Annotated in this window: 18 protein-coding genes and 1 tRNA gene; 18 read left to right on the top strand and 1 reads right to left on the bottom strand. The window is 60.9% G+C overall.

Going from position 1 to position 16,051, the window contains the following annotated elements; translation table 11 throughout:
- Positions 1-193: 193 nt before the first annotated feature.
- Positions 194-1,003 carry a YaaC family protein gene (locus IEX97_RS07900; protein WP_188882221.1) on the bottom strand — a complete coding sequence of 270 codons (810 nt, stop codon included), beginning with the start codon at positions 1,001-1,003 and terminating at the stop codon, positions 194-196.
- A 256-nt stretch (positions 1,004-1,259) separates the two neighbouring features.
- On the opposite strand from IEX97_RS07900, the gene guaB reads away from it, so the two are divergent.
- The 18 genes from guaB (at position 1,260) to IEX97_RS07815 (ending at position 16,032) form a co-directional block, all read left to right on the top strand.
- A complete protein-coding gene (guaB, locus tag IEX97_RS07895) occupies positions 1,260-2,729 on the top strand; it encodes an IMP dehydrogenase (protein WP_229776640.1) in 1,470 nt (489 codons plus the stop codon).
- Between the two features lie 51 nt (positions 2,730-2,780).
- On the top strand, positions 2,781-2,906 hold the full coding sequence (locus IEX97_RS13920; RefSeq protein ID WP_268238328.1) for a hypothetical protein: 126 nt from the start codon (positions 2,781-2,783) through the stop codon (positions 2,904-2,906).
- A gap of 88 nt (positions 2,907-2,994) precedes the next feature.
- Positions 2,995-3,879, top strand: a complete 885-nt coding sequence (gene pdxS, locus IEX97_RS07890; protein ID WP_188882218.1) for a pyridoxal 5'-phosphate synthase lyase subunit PdxS — start codon at positions 2,995-2,997, stop codon at positions 3,877-3,879.
- A gap of 15 nt (positions 3,880-3,894) precedes the next feature.
- The gene (pdxT, locus tag IEX97_RS07885) at positions 3,895-4,461 is read left to right on the top strand and encodes a pyridoxal 5'-phosphate synthase glutaminase subunit PdxT (RefSeq protein WP_188882216.1); all 567 of its coding nucleotides are present in this window, start codon (positions 3,895-3,897) and stop codon (positions 4,459-4,461) included.
- Between the two features lie 138 nt (positions 4,462-4,599).
- Positions 4,600-5,883: a serine--tRNA ligase gene (gene serS, locus IEX97_RS07880; protein ID WP_188882214.1), complete on the top strand. Its 1,284-nt coding sequence runs from the start codon at positions 4,600-4,602 to the stop codon at positions 5,881-5,883.
- Positions 5,883-6,191, top strand: coding sequence for a hypothetical protein (locus tag IEX97_RS07875; protein ID WP_188882212.1), 309 nt, complete (start codon positions 5,883-5,885; stop codon positions 6,189-6,191). The genes serS and IEX97_RS07875 overlap by 1 nt, the downstream gene beginning before the upstream one ends.
- Before the next feature lie 16 nt (positions 6,192-6,207).
- Positions 6,208-6,648 carry a hypothetical protein gene (locus IEX97_RS07870; RefSeq protein WP_188882210.1) on the top strand — a complete coding sequence of 147 codons (441 nt, stop codon included), beginning with the start codon at positions 6,208-6,210 and terminating at the stop codon, positions 6,646-6,648.
- A 115-nt stretch (positions 6,649-6,763) separates the two neighbouring features.
- Positions 6,764-6,970: a DUF1657 domain-containing protein gene (locus IEX97_RS07865; RefSeq protein ID WP_188882208.1), complete on the top strand. Its 207-nt coding sequence runs from the start codon at positions 6,764-6,766 to the stop codon at positions 6,968-6,970.
- Between the two features lie 70 nt (positions 6,971-7,040).
- The gene (locus tag IEX97_RS07860) at positions 7,041-7,904 is read left to right on the top strand and encodes a DUF421 domain-containing protein (protein WP_188882207.1); all 864 of its coding nucleotides are present in this window, start codon (positions 7,041-7,043) and stop codon (positions 7,902-7,904) included.
- 129 nt (positions 7,905-8,033) lie between these two features.
- Positions 8,034-8,111 (top strand) — tRNA-Arg (locus tag IEX97_RS07855).
- A gap of 303 nt (positions 8,112-8,414) precedes the next feature.
- Entirely contained in the window at positions 8,415-9,377 is a 963-nt protein-coding gene (locus IEX97_RS07850; protein ID WP_229776638.1) for a ubiquinol oxidase subunit II, read from the top strand.
- Between the two features lie 50 nt (positions 9,378-9,427).
- Positions 9,428-11,398 (top strand): cbb3-type cytochrome c oxidase subunit I, encoded by a 1,971-nt coding sequence (locus tag IEX97_RS07845; RefSeq protein WP_188882205.1) that lies wholly within the window; start codon positions 9,428-9,430, stop codon positions 11,396-11,398.
- Between the two features lie 3 nt (positions 11,399-11,401).
- The gene (locus tag IEX97_RS07840; RefSeq protein WP_188882204.1) at positions 11,402-12,046 is read left to right on the top strand and encodes a cytochrome (ubi)quinol oxidase subunit III; all 645 of its coding nucleotides are present in this window, start codon (positions 11,402-11,404) and stop codon (positions 12,044-12,046) included.
- A 1-nt stretch (position 12,047) separates the two neighbouring features.
- Positions 12,048-12,380 carry a cytochrome C oxidase subunit IV family protein gene (locus IEX97_RS07835; protein WP_188882202.1) on the top strand — a complete coding sequence of 111 codons (333 nt, stop codon included), beginning with the start codon at positions 12,048-12,050 and terminating at the stop codon, positions 12,378-12,380.
- 111 nt (positions 12,381-12,491) lie between these two features.
- Positions 12,492-13,472: a COX15/CtaA family protein gene (locus IEX97_RS07830; protein ID WP_188882200.1), complete on the top strand. Its 981-nt coding sequence runs from the start codon at positions 12,492-12,494 to the stop codon at positions 13,470-13,472.
- Between the two features lie 182 nt (positions 13,473-13,654).
- A complete protein-coding gene (locus IEX97_RS07825; protein ID WP_188882198.1) occupies positions 13,655-14,338 on the top strand; it encodes a Crp/Fnr family transcriptional regulator in 684 nt (227 codons plus the stop codon).
- Positions 14,335-15,714, top strand: coding sequence for a hypothetical protein (locus tag IEX97_RS07820; protein WP_188882197.1), 1,380 nt, complete (start codon positions 14,335-14,337; stop codon positions 15,712-15,714). Before IEX97_RS07825 ends, IEX97_RS07820 begins: the two co-directional genes overlap by 4 nt.
- A gap of 81 nt (positions 15,715-15,795) precedes the next feature.
- A complete protein-coding gene (locus IEX97_RS07815) occupies positions 15,796-16,032 on the top strand; it encodes a DUF2249 domain-containing protein (RefSeq protein WP_188882196.1) in 237 nt (78 codons plus the stop codon).
- Positions 16,033-16,051: the final 19 nt, after the last annotated feature.

Here is a 16,051-nt window from a genome sequence, read left to right as displayed (position 1 = left end):
GACTGGATTCTGGAGGGGATCATCTCGCAGAAGACGGACTGACGCCAGGTGTGCGCTATTTGACGCTCACGAACCGGGTGGCAGCTCACCTGCGCACCTACACACCTACACATACAAAATGTCCCGTATCCCCGGCCGAACGACTCGCGCCGCAAGGCGCGGTTGGAGTGAGGCCGGGGATACGGGACATATTTCAAAATTGAAGCAAGCGATGGAGCACCGGCGGGCGCCACTCTGCCACATAAGAAACATATTGACGTACCAAGGCAGCGTCAATGTCGTTGTTCCAGTGGACAATGTCAGACCATTCCACAGGATGATACCGAGCAAGGGCGGACAGGCTGTATAACAATCCGAAGTGAATCAAGGTGAGCGCCACATCCTGCGTGTTGTTCGCCTCCTCCGGAGAGATGCGGTGAGCAGAGATGCGGTTGGCAGGCTGTGTTCCCGGGATACTTGTATCGTCTTGCGGATGGTTGTTTTCAGCAAGCCGGCTTGCAAGCCGGCTTCGCCAAGGTAGTGCTTGAAAGCTTGTGTACCATGGCGGGAGAAGGACAGCCAGGTTGGGTAAGCTCGCCAACAGTTCGCCGACGCGGCAACGCAGAGGAAGCTCAAGACCTGGGCAGAAGGCGTCCCGGAAGCTTTGGAGCACTCCTTCGCGATGCAGCCACAGCACATCATATGGCCAACGATAGTTGGCTCGTTTTGTGCGGCGGACGGAAACACCATGTTGCATGACATGCGCGGAACGAGGATAACTGACCTCTTGAAGGTGAATCGCGGCTTTTAACCAGTTGAGCAATGCATAGTACATGGCAAGGGGCTTCAATTCCAAGGCGACCGCTTTTCCTTCGCGTTCAAACGCCATCGCCAGCCGCACGGTGGCCGCAAGATGGGTGGACGCGTGGTATTGCAATCCAGACGGCGCATCGGGGTGCCAAGCCCGAACAACCTGTAAGGCAACGGCCTCGCTTTGCAGCGACTCCATCGACCAAGCTGTCATGAGGTTCCTCCCTGCTTTTCGCATATGCACGACAATCCGACAGCAGTTGACAGTATGCGGACAGCGCTGCTATACTATGCCCAATATCCACGGCGGATTTGTGGCCATCCCATGTGATTCTTTTGGATGTCGCGAAAGTGAACCTCTGCTGTTCACTTTTCTTTATTTCCATTTCCAAAACGTGTTTCTCCATGGAAATTGCCTCAGTCTTACAGCCCGGAAGGCACAACATGGCATGGTATGGGAGGGAGCATCGTTGAGCCAGCGATGGGCTGAGAAGTTTGCAGGCGAAGGACTCACGTTTGACGACGTCTTGCTGATCCCCGCCAAGTCTGAGGTCCTGCCGCGCGATGTGGATGTGACGACGCGTTTGACGACGGACATCCGGCTCAACATCCCGATTGTGAGCGCGGCGATGGACACGGTCACCGAATCGGCGATGGCCATCGCCATGGCTCGCGAGGGCGGCATCGGGATTGTGCATAAAAACATGCCGATTGAGCGGCAGGCGGAGGAAATCGACAAGGTCAAACGGTCGGAGAGCGGTGTCATCACGGATCCCATCTACCTCACACCAGAACACCCCATTCGCGACGCGGAGGCGATGATGGCGAAGTACCGCATCTCCGGCGTCCCCATTGTCGAGCCGGGATCGCGCCGTTTGGTGGGCATCATCACCAACCGAGATCTACGGTTTGAGCAGAACTTCGACCGTCCGATTGCCGAGGTGATGACCAAGGATAACTTGGTCACGGCGCCCGTCGGCACCACGTTGCAAGATGCCAAAGAGATTCTCATGCGCCATAAAATCGAAAAACTGCCCCTCGTCGATGAACACGGGGTTCTCAAGGGTCTCATCACCATCAAGGACATCGAAAAAGCCCGCCAGTTCCCGAATGCGGCGAAAGATGCCCAGGGACGACTCTTGGTCGGAGGCGCGGTATCCGTCGCCAAAGACATGTTCGATCGCGTGGAAGCCATGGTGGCTGCGGGTGTGGACGTCATCGTCGTCGATACGGCGCACGGCCACTCGGTGGGCGTATTGCGCGCAGTGGCGGATTTGCGGCGCAAATATCCCGACCTGCAGATCATCGGCGGCAACGTGGCGACCGCCGAAGCGACGCGCGACCTGATTGAAGCAGGTGTGAACGCCGTAAAGGTGGGTATCGGCCCCGGATCCATCTGTACGACGCGGGTGGTCGCGGGCATCGGGGTACCGCAGATCACGGCTATCTACGACTGTGCCACCGCGGCGCGGGAGTACGGCATTCCCATCATCGCAGACGGTGGGATCAAGTATTCGGGTGACATCACCAAGGCCATCGCGGCTGGTGCGGACACGGTGATGCTCGGCGGCCTTTTGGCGGGCACGGAGGAGAGCCCGGGTGAGACAGAGCTTTATCAAGGCCGGCGCTTCAAGGTGTATCGTGGCATGGGTTCGCTCGGCGCAATGCGCGAAGGGGGAGGCGAGCGGTACTTCCAGGAGGATGCGAAAAAGCTCGTCCCCGAAGGGATTGAGGGACGGGTGGCGTACCGCGGGCCGGTCAGCGACATCCTGTATCAGCTGGTGGGAGGTCTGCGCGCGGGCATGGGTTATTGCGGTACCCCGACCATCCGCGACCTGCAGGAAAACGGCCGGTTCATGCGGATCACGGCAGCCGGCTTGCGGGAGAGCCACCCGCACGATGTCCAAATCACGAAAGAAGCACCAAACTACAGTGTGTAGAGAAATTCGGCCGCCGAGAGGATATGATATACTGGAGCGCAGGGTGATGACATGACCCTCCCGTGGTGGTTGATTGGGTCCATCATTCTGAACAGCATCTTGGTCATCCTGTTTCTCACCGGCGGTTTCTTCATGATGCGGGCATTTCTGCGGCAGTGGAGGAACCGTCAGGATTAGAGCAGCATGCATGGGATGTTGCGCACGCCCCCGGTGCCACCCGGGGGTCGTCGGCATGTCGGCAATATCTGCGGGAGGCGGGTGTCGTATGGCAAAGACAGGTACGGAGATGGTCAAGCGCGGAATGGCGCAGATGCAGAAGGGCGGCGTCATCATGGACGTCGTCACACCGGAACAGGCAAAGATTGCAGAGGCAGCGGGTGCATGCGCAGTCATGGCGCTGGAGCGCGTTCCGTCCGATATCCGCGCTGCGGGCGGCGTGGCTCGGATGGCGGATCCCAGCCTCATCGAGGAGATCATGAAAGCCGTATCCATCCCGGTCATGGCGAAGTGCCGGATTGGTCATATCGTCGAAGCGCGTATTCTGGAAGCCATTGGCGTCGACTATATCGATGAAAGCGAAGTGTTGACGCCGGCTGACGACAAGTTCCACATCAACAAGAAGGAGTTCACGGTGCCGTTTGTCTGCGGCGCGCGCGATCTCGGTGAAGCCCTGCGCCGAATCGGCGAGGGTGCGGCGATGATCCGAACAAAAGGAGAGGCGGGCACCGGCAATATCATCGAAGCGGTGCGCCACATGCGCACCATGCAGGCTCAGATCCGCAAGGTGCAGAACATGTCGGAAGACGAGCTGATGACCGAGGCGAAAAACCTGGGTGCGCCGTATGAACTGTTGCTCGAGGTGCATCGAACGGGGCGGTTGCCGGTCGTGAACTTTGCGGCGGGCGGCATCGCGACGCCGGCCGATGCGGCCCTCATGATGCTCTTGGGTGCCGATGGCGTGTTCGTCGGCTCGGGTATCTTCAAGTCGGAGAACCCGGAAAAATACGCCCGGGCGATTGTACAGGCCACAACGCACTATCAGGACTACGAACTGCTGGCCGAGTTGTCGAAAAATCTGGGCACGCCCATGAAAGGCATCGACCTCAACACCTTGCGCGAGGAAGAGCGCCTGGCGGTGCGCGGCTGGTAAGCCGAGGCGATGTCCATGAACATCGGCGTGATCGCATTGCAGGGTGCATTCGTGGAACACCAAAAGGCGTTGGCGCGGCTCGGTGTGTCCTCGGTGTTGGTCAAGCGCCGGCAGCACCTCGCCGGGTTGGACGGGCTCATCATCCCCGGCGGGGAAAGTACGTCCATCGGTCGGTTGATGCGGGAGTATGACCTGTTGGAGCCCATTCGCGACCTGGCTCAGCATGGGATGCCTATGCTCGGGACGTGCGCGGGGATGATCATCCTCGCCAAGCGGATTTCCGGTGGAGAGGAACCGCATGTCGCGGTGATGGATGTCGAGGTGGCGCGCAATTCATTTGGACGACAGCGCGAGAGCTTTGAAGCGGACCTGGATATTCCGGTGTTGGGATCGCGACCGTTCCCAGCAGTGTTTATCCGTGCACCGCACATCGTCTCGGTCGGGCCGAACGTCGAGGTGCTGGCTACGTACCAGGATCGGATTGTGGCGGTGCAGGAGGGCCACCTGCTCGCCCTGTCGTTCCACCCCGAGCTGACGGATGACGATCGCATCCATGCGTATTTCCTCGATTTGGTTGGATAAAGAAGGCGTCGGGCACCGGCACCGCGAAGAGCAGGCACCCTGGAGTACCTGGGGTGCCTTTTTGTTGTCAGGGTGCGCCACGGTTTGGTATGCTCGAACCAATGTGAACAGGCGCGGTTACGTGGAGGATGTGGTGATATGCTTGACATTCGCGCAATACGCAACGATCCAGACCGATTTCGGACAGGTCTGCGCCGCAAACATGCGGACCCGGCACTCATCGACGAACTGCTGGCGGCTGATGCCGCGTGGCGCAAAGCGCTCACAGAGTCGGAACAATTGAAAAGCCGGCGCAACAAAACGTCGGAGGCCATCGCCACGAAGAAGCGCCAAGGATTGGACGCAAGCGATGACATCCGCGAGATGCGCGAAGTTTCGGAGCGGATCAAGGTGCTCGACGATGAAGTGCGGCAACTGGAAGCCCGGGTGCAGGAGCTGTTGCTCGGCATCCCCAACATCCCCCACGAATCCGTGCCGGATGGCGAGAGCGAAGCGGACAACGTCGTGGTCCGCCACTGGGGAGAGCGGCCGGCGTTCATGTTTCCGCCGCGTCCGCACTGGGAGATCGCGCAGATGCTCGACATCGTCGATTTTGAGCGGGCGGTGAAGATCACCGGATCGCGGTTCGTCGCGTACAAAGGTTTGGGCGCCAAACTGGAACGGGCCTTGGCGTCGTTCATGCTCGACTTTCATATCGAACGCCACGGCTACACCGAGGTGTTTCCTGCTTTCATCGCGAATGAAGAGAGCCTCATCGGTACGGGCAACTTGCCCAAATTCGGTGAGGAGATGTTCAAACTCGAAGGTCTCCCTTATTACCTCATTCCGACGGCCGAGGTGCCATTGACCAACCTGTACCGGGACGAGATCCTGGCGGCGTCCGACTTGCCGGTGTTGCTCGCCGGGTACAGCGCATGCTTCCGGTCGGAGGCTGGATCGGCAGGGAAGGATACGCGAGGACTCATTCGCCTGCACCAGTTCCAAAAGGTGGAGTTGGTGAAACTGGTGGCGCCCGAGGAATCCTATCAAGCGTTGGAACGCTTGGTCGAGGAGTGCGCAGCCATCCTGGAAGCCTTGCATTTGCCTTACCGGGTGGTGGAGATCTGCACGGGGGATTTGGGGTTTAAGGAGACCAAGAAATACGATCTTGAAGTATGGTTGCCGGCACAGGAAACGTACCGGGAGATCAGCTCCTGTTCCAACTTTGAAGATTTTCAGGCGCGGCGGGCCAATCTGCGTTTCCGGCGCGAAGAGGGCGCCAAGCCGGAATACCTGCACACGCTCAACGGTTCCGGGCTCGCCATCGGGCGTACCGTCGCGGCCATCTTGGAGAACTACCAGCAAGAGGACGGATCGGTGCGCATCCCGGACGCTTTGGTCCCGTATATGGGCGTCGATGTCATTCGGCGGAGGGACGCGTGATGCACGCGCCCACGCTTACCGTGGCGAACTTGTTACGTTGGGCTGCGTTCGCAGCGGTTGTGATCATCGCGGGGGTATGTGTGGCGCTGCAGCGCCGGGCGCTGCACCCGGTGGCATTCGGCCGGTCGATGTTCATCAGTGCGACCGCGGTGCTGATGGGTCTGATGGTCGGCATGTCGCCGGGCATTCCGGCGACCGTCGTCTCGCTGGGACTGCTTGGTCTCGGTTTTGGGTTCCTGCTCTTCATGGGTTGGGTGTCGCTCCGCCATCTGCAGCAAAGGAAACGGAATCCAGAGGCGCGCGAATGAAGAAGGAGGAATTGGGGTGCGGTTGTCGCGCATGTCCGTCGAAGTGACGGCGGACGACTTGAATTCGTGGTTGGCCGCGCTCGCGCCGGATGCCCCTGTCCGGGTGCACGCCATCACGCCAGTGGGCGTTCACGGCCAGCTCAAGCTGTGGTTTTGGTACATCGACTTCGTCGCAGTGCCATCATGCCAAGACGGCGTGATTTCCCTCGACATTCGTGCGCACAAGCTGGTGCCTATCCCGGCAGCGTGGGTGCAACGGCAACTCCGCGAGGTGGTCAAAGACAGCCCGCCTGGGATTGAGGCGTTCCAGCAATCCCTCCGCGTTCATCTCCCCTCCCTATGCGCTCCGTTCGGGATTTCGCTGCGCGTCTGTGAACTGTCAACCCGTCAAGACGTGCTGTGCTGCGTGTTGGAAGACCTGCGCGTGGAACCTGGGACCATCTGGAATCGAGCATAACCCCTTGGGCAAATGGAGACCTCATCTAGTGAGGTGCCGGCGGCGCGAGGAGCATGCGCCGTACCGGGACCTTCCGGTGGGAGCACACTTCATCATGCCAAGAGGGGGAAGATGTATGACGGTGGCTTCGCAGGTCAAGCAAGCGCTGGCAGGTCTGAAGAGTGCGCAGGCGAATTTTGAACAGTTCGCGCTGCAGACGCAAAACCAGCAGGCGAAGCAGTTGTTCACAGATGCCGCGAACCAGACCAAGGCCATTGTGCAGTCGCTTGAACAGCGTGTTCAACAGTTGGAACAAGAGGAACCGCAGTACAAGGGGTTTTGAGGACGACGTGGCTTCCATGTGGTCATGCGGCCGCCGGACGGCAATCCCATGCCTTCCGGCGGCATCTGGAATGACACATACGGGGGAATGGTACGTGCATATCATCGACGTGGTGTTGCGGAGTGTGTTGATCTTTGCTGCGATGCTGTTGGCGAGCCGTGTGATCGGCCAGAAGTTCATGGTGCTCGCCGCAGGCGTGTTGGTGGTCATCGCAGGTGTGGTCGCGATGGATACCCGCCTGCCCTTGACGAACGGGATCGCCGCGTTGGTGACCTGGGGCGTGTTGGCGGCCATCGCCTCGTTTGCTGCATTGAAATCCGGGGCGTTTCGCAACCTGGTGGTTGGCCAGCCCACCACCGTGATCCAACAAGGGGAAGTGCTTGAACAAAACCTGCGTAAAGCGCGGTTGACCACGAACGAGCTGGTGTCGCTGCTGCGCGAAAAAGGCGTTTTTAAGCTGAGCGATGTGGAGTTCGCCGTCCTTGAACCGGATGGACAACTCAGCGTCATGAAGAAAACATCCCAGCAGCCGTTGACGCCCGCGCTGACCGGGTTGCAGGTAGAAGAAGAGCACGATCCGCGCGTCGTGATCATCGACGGCCACGTGATCGATCAAAACCTCGAGGAATTAGGGTACTCCCCAGGGTGGTTGTTGGGTGAGTTGCGCAAGCAGGGGGCGAGCGACTTCGCGGATGTTTTTTTGGCGCAGGTGGACGCCAAGGGCAACGTGTACGTGGATTTGTACAATGATACGGTGAAACCGCCGCAAGTGAAGGCAAGGCCCCTGCTGGAGGCCACGTTGAAGAAACTGCAGGCGGACTTTGAAACGTTTGCGCTGGAAACGCGCGATCCCGATGTGAAGCGGATGTACGAACAGGAGGCACAACTCCTCAAGACGGTTTTAGAACGGACCGCGCCGTATCTGCGCGAGTGAAGCGTCGGACGGTGTATGGCGGAGCGGGGATGGGTTCCATTGCCGCAAAGCCAAAGGATGTGATATCCTGAAATCAGCGTGCCGACGGATGCGCAGGTGGACGGCGAATCGGGCAAGAGGATAACGTATGCACCCGTAGCTCAGGCGGATAGAGCGAAGGTTTCCTAAACCTTGTCAGCGCAGGTTCGAGTCCTGCCGGGTGCACCAGCCTTGAAAACTGAAGCATAAACGCGAAGAAAAACCAAAAGACGGAGGTCCGAACGCCCCAGGCGTCGCGACCTCCTTTTTTTATGATGGCCTTGCGCGGGCCATCCAGGCTCATTGCGACACCGACTAGTCCCTTCTGACTCCCCATCATCCGTTCCGCCTAGTTCCTCTATGTGAGTCGAAAATGCTCCTTTCCTCCATTTCGAGGATCGCGCACCCCGTTTTACGATCGCGTTGCGCGGTGTGCATCGCGAGGTCAAGTCCAAAATCGAGTCCACATTTCTTTGGAAGGGGGAGGAGAGGATGGGTCAGCGGGAGATGCGCCGCCGGGTGACTCGTGTCGGCGTGATCGCGGTGGCAGCAGCCCTGCTGTTATCTGGTTGCAGCCCGCAGTACATGGTGCTGAATCCGGTCGGGCCGGTGGGAAAAAAGGAATTGGACCTCATTTTGCTGTCGACGGTCCTCATCATGATGGTCATCCTGCCTGTGCTCGCACTCTTGTTTTACATCGTCTGGCGCTACCGCGACAAACCAGGGAACAAGGCGCCATATCAACCGCGTTGGTCGGAAAACAAGGTCCTTGAGGTCATCTGGTGGGGAATTCCCATCGTCGTCGTCGCCATCTTGGGCACGGCCACGGTAAAGACGACGTACGCACTGGTGAAGCCGCCGGAGACGAACGTCAAGCCGTTGACGGTGGAGGTCGTCTCGCTCGACTGGAAGTGGTTGTTCTTGTATCCCGATCAGGGCGTGGCGACCGTCAACTACTGCGAGATCCCCACCGGCGTGCCGGTTCAATTCGAACTGACATCCGACGCACCGATGAACTCATTCTGGGTGCCGCAACTCGGCGGCCAGGAGTACACCATGCCCGGCATGGCGATGCGGCTGTGGCTGCAGGCGGACAAACCGGGCACGTATTACGGACATGGGGCGAACTTCACGGGCGAAGGGTTTGCGCATGACGAGTTCCGGGTCGTTGCGGTGGATGAAACCAAGTTCAACGACTGGGTGACGCATGTGAAGCAGACCGCCCCGGCGTTGACCAAGGCGGGCTACGCGCAGCTCAAACGCCCGAGCATCATGGGCACGGCATCGTACAAGTCATTCCCGCCCGGGTTGTTCAACGACACCGTGTGGGCGGACGGCGGACAGTATATGCCGGGGATGCTGAACGACGTGCCAGGGGGCGCGCCGAAGCACGGGATGCAGGACACATCCAGCATGTCTTCGCGCATGGCGCAGGAAGCGCACATGTCGTCGTGATGATGGCGTGATGATGGCGCGGACACAGAGGGCAAAGGAGCGTGAAACGGATGTGGGAAGCGATCCGCCAGTTCGGCGACACGTACCTGATGTGGAAGGAAGGGCCGCTGATTTGGGCTTCGGATGTGTTGATTCTGTTGACCATCGCCGGCATCGTGGCGGTGTTGACCTATTTCAAGAAGTGGAAGTGGCTGTGGGACGAGTGGTTGACCACCGTCGACCACAAGAAGATCGGCATCATGTACCTGATCTGTGCACTGCTGATGTTTTTCCGCGGCGGTGTGGATGCGCTCCTCATGCGGACGCAGCTGGCGCTGCCGAACAACCACTTTCTCGACGCGGAGCACTACGACCAGATCTTCACCACGCACGGCACCATCATGATCTTGTTCATGGCGATGCCGTTCATCTTCGCCTTGTTCAACATCGCGGTGCCGCTGCAGATAGGTGCCCGTGACGTGGCGTTCCCCTACTTGAACGCCATCAGCTTCTGGCTGTTCTTCTTCGGGGCATTGTTGTTCAACATCTCCTTCGTGTTCGGCGGGTCGCCGGACGCGGGGTGGACCAGTTACCCACCGTTGACGGAGCTTGGGTTCGACAAAGGCCCGGGCGAGAACTACTACCTGGTGTCGCTGCTCATCTCCGGCATCGGTACGATTGGCACCGGCATCAACTTCATCGCCACCATCCTCAAGATGCGCGCGCCAGGCATGACGATGATGAAAATGCCGCTGTTCTCCTGGGCGGTCTTGGCGTCGAGCATCGTCATCCTTACGGTCTTTCCGGCACTGAACGTGGCATTAGCGCTGTTGCTCATCGACCGCCTGTTCGGAGCACACTTTTTCACCATCCAGGCCGGCGGCAACCCGATGATGTTCATCAACCTGTTCTGGGTGTGGGGTCACCCGGAGGTGTACATCGTCGTCCTGGTGGCGTTTGGTGTGTACTCAGAGGTTGTGGCCACGTTCTCACGCAAGGAGATCTTCGGTTACAAGTCGATGGTCGCTTCGTTGATGGCGATCACGATTGTCGGCGACCTGACCTGGGTGCACCACTTCTTCACCATGGGCGCCGGGCCGGACGTCAACAGCTTTTTTGCGGTCTCGACGATGGCGGTCGGTATCCCGACGGGTGTGAAAATGTTCAACTGGCTGTTCACCATGTACCGCGGCCGCATCCGTCTGACGCTGCCGATGCTGTGGACGCTCGCGTTCATCGTCTGCTTCGCGTTCGCAGGCGCGACGGGCGTCATGCTCGCCGCGGCGCCCGCCGACTACCAGTACCACAACAGCTACTTCTTGGTGGCGCACTTCCATCAGGCGCTCATCGGCGGCGTCGTGTTCGGCATGCTCGCCGGCATGTACTACTGGTGGCCGAAAATGTTCGGCTTCAAGTTGGATGAGCGGCTTGGGCGCTGGGCGTTCTGGCTGTTCAACCTCGGCTTTTACGTCTGTTTTGTCCCGCAGTATGCGCTTGGGTTCATGGGTATGCAGCGCCGCATGTACACGTACCCGGCGGTGTTCGGGTGGGGCCCGCTCAACTTCATCTCGACCGTCGGCGCCTACATCATGGGGCTGGGCTTCCTGTTCATCGTCGCGCAGGTACTCTACAGCATCAAGTACGGTGAGCGCGACGTGACGGGCGACATCTGGGACGGCCGCACGCTCGAGTGGTCGCTGCCGTCGCCGGTGCCGCATTACAACTTCGCCGTGATCCCGTACGTGACGCACCGCGACATGTGGTGGGAGCTCAAGGAACAAGGGCGCACGCAGGAGCTGCGTCCGCGTCCGGAGGACATCCGGCCCATTCACATGCCGAACAACAGCGGCCGGCCGTTTTTGCTCGGCGTCTGCTTCTTCGTCGCAGGCCTGGGTTTCGTGTTCGCGTGGTGGCTGCTAGCAGTGCTCGGGCTTCTCGGCGTCGGCGCTTGCCTGCTGGCCAGGTCGTTTGAGACGCATGACGAACACGACGTGCCGGCTGAAGAGATTCGGCGATATGAAGCGCAACTGGGGAGGTTGTGAGCCATGTCCACGTTGACGTGGGAGTGGCCCGGGGTCCACGCGGCCCCGGGCGAGACGAGCGGCGAGGTGTCCATCGAATACAGCCAACCCAGCGAGTCATTGAAGATTTTTGGTTTCTGGCTGTTTCTCGCCACCGATATGTTGTTGTTCGCGTGCCTGTTCGCCACGTACGTGTTGTTGCACACGCACACGGCAGGCGGGCCGACGGCACGGACCCTGTTCGACGTACCTGGATTCGTCGCGGAAACGTTCATCTTGCTCACCAGCAGTTTCACAAGCGGGATCGCGACATATGAGATGAGGCGGCAGCGGGCTGGTTCCGTCGCCTTGTGGTTGGTCATCACCATGCTGCTCGGCATGGCGTTCGTGGGGCTTGAAGCCAAAGAGTTCGTGGATTACGTGCAGATGGGCGCGACCATGTCGCGCAGTGCGTTCTTGTCGGCGTTCTTCACCTTGGTCGGCACGCACGGGAGCCACGTGTCGCTCGGCATTTGTTGGATGGCCGCCGTCCTCATCCAGGTGTTGCGTCAGGGCATCCACCCGCAGACGGCGCGCAAGGTGTTCAATGTCAGCATCTACTGGCACTTCCTCGACGTGGTTTGGGTGTTCATTTTCACCGTCGTCTATTTGACCGGGGTGGTGATGTGACATGCAGGCACACAACGTGCGCACCCTGGCCGGGCGTGACAAGCACCGGCATGCTCTTCGCCAGTATGTCATCGGGTTCTTGGCGTCCATCGTCCTGACCCTCGCGGCGCTCTGGGTGGGGTTCGCCCACGGGTTGCCCGCGGGTCCGCTGCTGTTGGTGTTGCTGCTGCTGGCCGTACTGCAGATTGGCGTACAGCTCTTTTTGTTCATGCACATCACGGAAGGCGACGGCCCGCCGGTCCATTCGCTCGCCATCGCCCTCGCCTTCTTGTTCACATTCGTGTTTGTGGCGGGATCGTTGTGGGCGATGTCGTTTCATTACATGGTGGCCTGACCAAAAAGTTGCGGGATTTTCCGGACACAGGGTTTGCGGAGGAGGCCAGCCGTCGTTCGCACGGCTGGCCTTCCCGCTACCAACCGGACGGATGGCGGGAGGAAGCAGCGTATGGTGCGAGTGACCCAGGATGCGATAGGTGATGCGGCGAAGGCGCGGCGGGATGTGCGCGTGTGGCGGCTCAGTCTCGCCACGTTCATCAGCGTCTTCGTGGTCAATACCCTCGGTTTCACAGATACCATCACAGGTTCAGCCATGGGATGCGGGCGGAATTGGCCATTGTGCAATGGCCAGATTGTGCCGAGCCACTGGAACCAGGCGGTCTTCATCGAGTACGCGCACCGTGTTTCGGTCCTCATCGACATGGTCCTGTTTCTCCTGCTCGCGATCTCGCTGCGCCGCCACCAACGGCGGCGGTTGGTGCGCTTCTGCCTCGGACTCACCACGACCGGGATTATCCTCGAAGCGGTGCTTGGGGCGCTTGCGGTGTTGTTCGTGAATCCCCCGGCGGTGATGGCGGCTCATCTCGGTGTGGCCATCCTGTCGTTCGTCGGCACATTTTTGCTTGTGGTGTTTCTGCGGCCGGGGCGGTCTGCGCCGGAATCGGCACCACCTTCGTCGGTCGGGGAGCCGTTCGCCGCGATGGAGCAAAAGGTGCGGCGTTGGTCCATGTTGGCGGTGGTCTACGTGTACGCCGCCATGTACTTGGGCGCGTACATCGCCAGCACAGGATCCGGTTCCATGTTCACAGGATGGCCGTTGCCGGCTGAGCCCCCGCAGGCGGCCCAAGGCGCGTTTTGGCTCGATGTGTCGCACCGGGCCGCTGCGCTGGGGCTGTTGGCTCTGTCCTGGTACTTGCACGCGCTTATCCGGCGCCTGCGCGCCATTCGCCTGGATTTGCTCACCGCAAGCCGGTGGTTCGTGGCACTCGTCATCGTGCAAGCCCTTTCGGGTGCCGTGCTGATTGCGGCTCGGCTCGCACCCTGGGCGTTTCTTTTGCATGTGACGGTGGTGTCGTTCTTGTTTGCCATCGTGTGCACCATCGCCGTCGCGGCGCGGTACGGGACCGCCGCTTTACAAAAGGAGGTCTGACGTCCGAACCGTATGGACGGAAAGAGGTATGGAGACGACGAACGCGGCCGGGCCGAACCACTGGGGTGCTAAGTCTGTCCGCGTTATCATGAACTTGGACATCCACGCATTGGACATCCACGCACGGTCATGGACATGCACGAACCTCGCCGGCGCGTGCGTGTCCCGAAGGGGAGAGAGTTATGGACGGCCCCGCTGCACTGCGCGAGCTTGAGCTGTTTCGCGACCTGACGGAGGAAGAACTCCGGCAGGTGTACGCACTTGCGTTGGAGCGGCAATACGGCAAAGGGGACTACATCTTTTTTGAAGGCGAGCACCGGGAAGCGGTCTACTTCATCCGCCGCGGCCTCGTCAAAGTGTTCAAGGTTGATGAAGAGGGACGCGAGCACATCGTCAGCATCCTGGGGCGGGGGCAGATGTTTCCGCACGTCGGGTTCTTCCAAGACGGGCCGTACCCAGGCACCGCACAGGCCATGGAGCGCAGCACCCTGCTTGCGATTCCCACCGCCAAGTTCGACGCGCTGCTCTTGGCGCACCCGGATATGATGCGCAAGCTGATGCGGGTCATGGGGCAAAAGATCCTCCAGCTCCAGGCGAAGCTGCAGGAGTTGGCGCTGTTTGATGCCAGGGAACGCGTCATCGCGCTGCTGCGCCATTTTGCGGAAGAGCACGGAGAGGCGCGGCCGGACGGCATCCACATCAAACTGCCGGTGACACACGGGGAGATGGCGCGGATGATGGGCATGACGCGCGAATCGGTCAACCGGGTGTGGAACCAGTTGCGCCGCGAAGGGTTGTTGCGCGGCGAGCGGGACGAATGGGTGGTGCACCGGGCGTTGCTGGGCAAGCGGGGAGAAGGAGCATGAACCGCAGGGGAACAGGAAGCGGGCGATTTAAGGCCGCGGGACCGGCGCGAGGTTCATCAGCCCGGCTGCCGGCTGCGTTCATTCTCATCGCGATGGTGAACTTCGCCGCCGGGGCGACGCTCGGCGGCTTGATGGCGAACCGGCCGGCGTGGTGGGCAGCGCTCGGCGGCTGGCACGGCGAGCTCAACCGGTTTGGTTGGTTGACGATGATGATCTACGGCATGACGTACGCGGTGCTCTCCATCTCCGCCGGATTGCGTTTGCCGTGGCCATGGTTGGGCTTCGTGCACCTGGTTGTGGCGGAGGCGGGGGTGGTGGCCGTGGGCTTCGGCGGGACGACCGGGTCATCGGGCTGGACGTTGTCAGGGTTGGTCCTGCAGGCGTTGGCACCGACGTTGTTTATGTTCAACATTCTCACGGCGGTGGTGTACACCCGCCGGGCACGCCATCGCGAGGAAGAGGCGGCGCCGTCTACCCATCCGGCCATCGTGTGGTTGGCACGAAGCCCGGCGTATCGGGCGACGGATCGGATTGCTCAGCGCGGTACGGATGTGGCGTTGCTGCTCCTGTTGGCTGGCGTGTGGTGGCAGGCTGTGGCATCGCTTGCGGCGGGCCGGCCGGTCCCCGTACCCGGAGCCACGACGTTGGTGGAGGAGGGTTGGATTGCCGGCACGGTGTTGGCGGTGGCGCTCCACCTGGCGCCGAGGTTTTGGCCTTGGGCACGCTGGCCGCGGCCATGGTTGCACGCGCTGCAGGCGGTATGGCTGATTGGCGTGACGGCGGCGGCTTGGGGGCCGGATGGATGGGCCGGTGCAGGCGTGCGCGCCATTGGGCTGGCGCTGGCCGGTTGGGCGGTGATGCATCTTGCGGCGGTAAGCCCCGGGGTCAGCCGGCAGAGCCGCGCCGAGGGCAACACCGGCAACGGGACCGGGACGGGGAACGCGGCCGAATGTGACAGCGGGCGCAACAGGCACCGCGGCGGTGACGTCCGGGCGGGACGTGTGCCGGCGCACGCGCGCTGGCTGTGGCGATTCGGGTGGGCAATGGCGCTCGCCCTCGGCATCGTGTTTTTGGCCGGGATGAAGGCGGATGCCCTCGCCGCACGCCACCTGCTTTTTCTCGGTTGGACGAGCTCGCTCGTCTACAGCGTCGGCTATACCTTGTTTCCTGCTTTGTTGGGCAGGGGGGTGAAGGGAGCGGCTTTCGTGCGCGCTCAGGTCATCTGCGCCTGTGCGGGCGCGGCGCTTTTATCGGCCGGCTTTCTCATCGCGCCCTGGGTGCATGGGGAGGCCGCTGCCTTCTGGATGGTGCCTGTGGCTGCGGGCGGTACGCTCGCGTGGCTGGGCGCTGCGATGTTCCTCTTCGATTGGTTGTGAGCAGCCTCACAACGCGCGGGTGCGGGGGCCAGGATAATTGGACCTGCGGACACCTTTTGCGCAGAGGAGGCGGGAGAAGGCATGGAGTCCTACGCGGCGACCTTGGACGTGCGGCAGTTTCCGCCGCCCGCAAAGCACAAAGCCATCCTGGCCGTCTGGGATGCCCTGGCGGCCGGCAAACAAATGTTGATTGTGAACGATCACGACCCGAAGCCGCTCTATTACCAGTTTGCGGCGGAATTTCCGGGGCAATTCGACTGGACCTACCTGGAAGAAGGCCCGGAGCGCTGGCAGGTGGCCATCGCGAAACGCGGCTGAACGGCGCCGGCAGGGGGTG

The sequence above is a fragment of the Paenalicyclobacillus cellulosilyticus genome (genome assembly GCF_014647315.1).
Classification (GTDB): Bacteria; Bacillota; Bacilli; order Alicyclobacillales; family Alicyclobacillaceae; genus Alicyclobacillus_J; species Alicyclobacillus_J cellulosilyticus.
The sequence above is the reverse complement of the archived record's forward strand: the minus strand, read 5'-3'. Positions and strand labels throughout refer to the sequence as shown.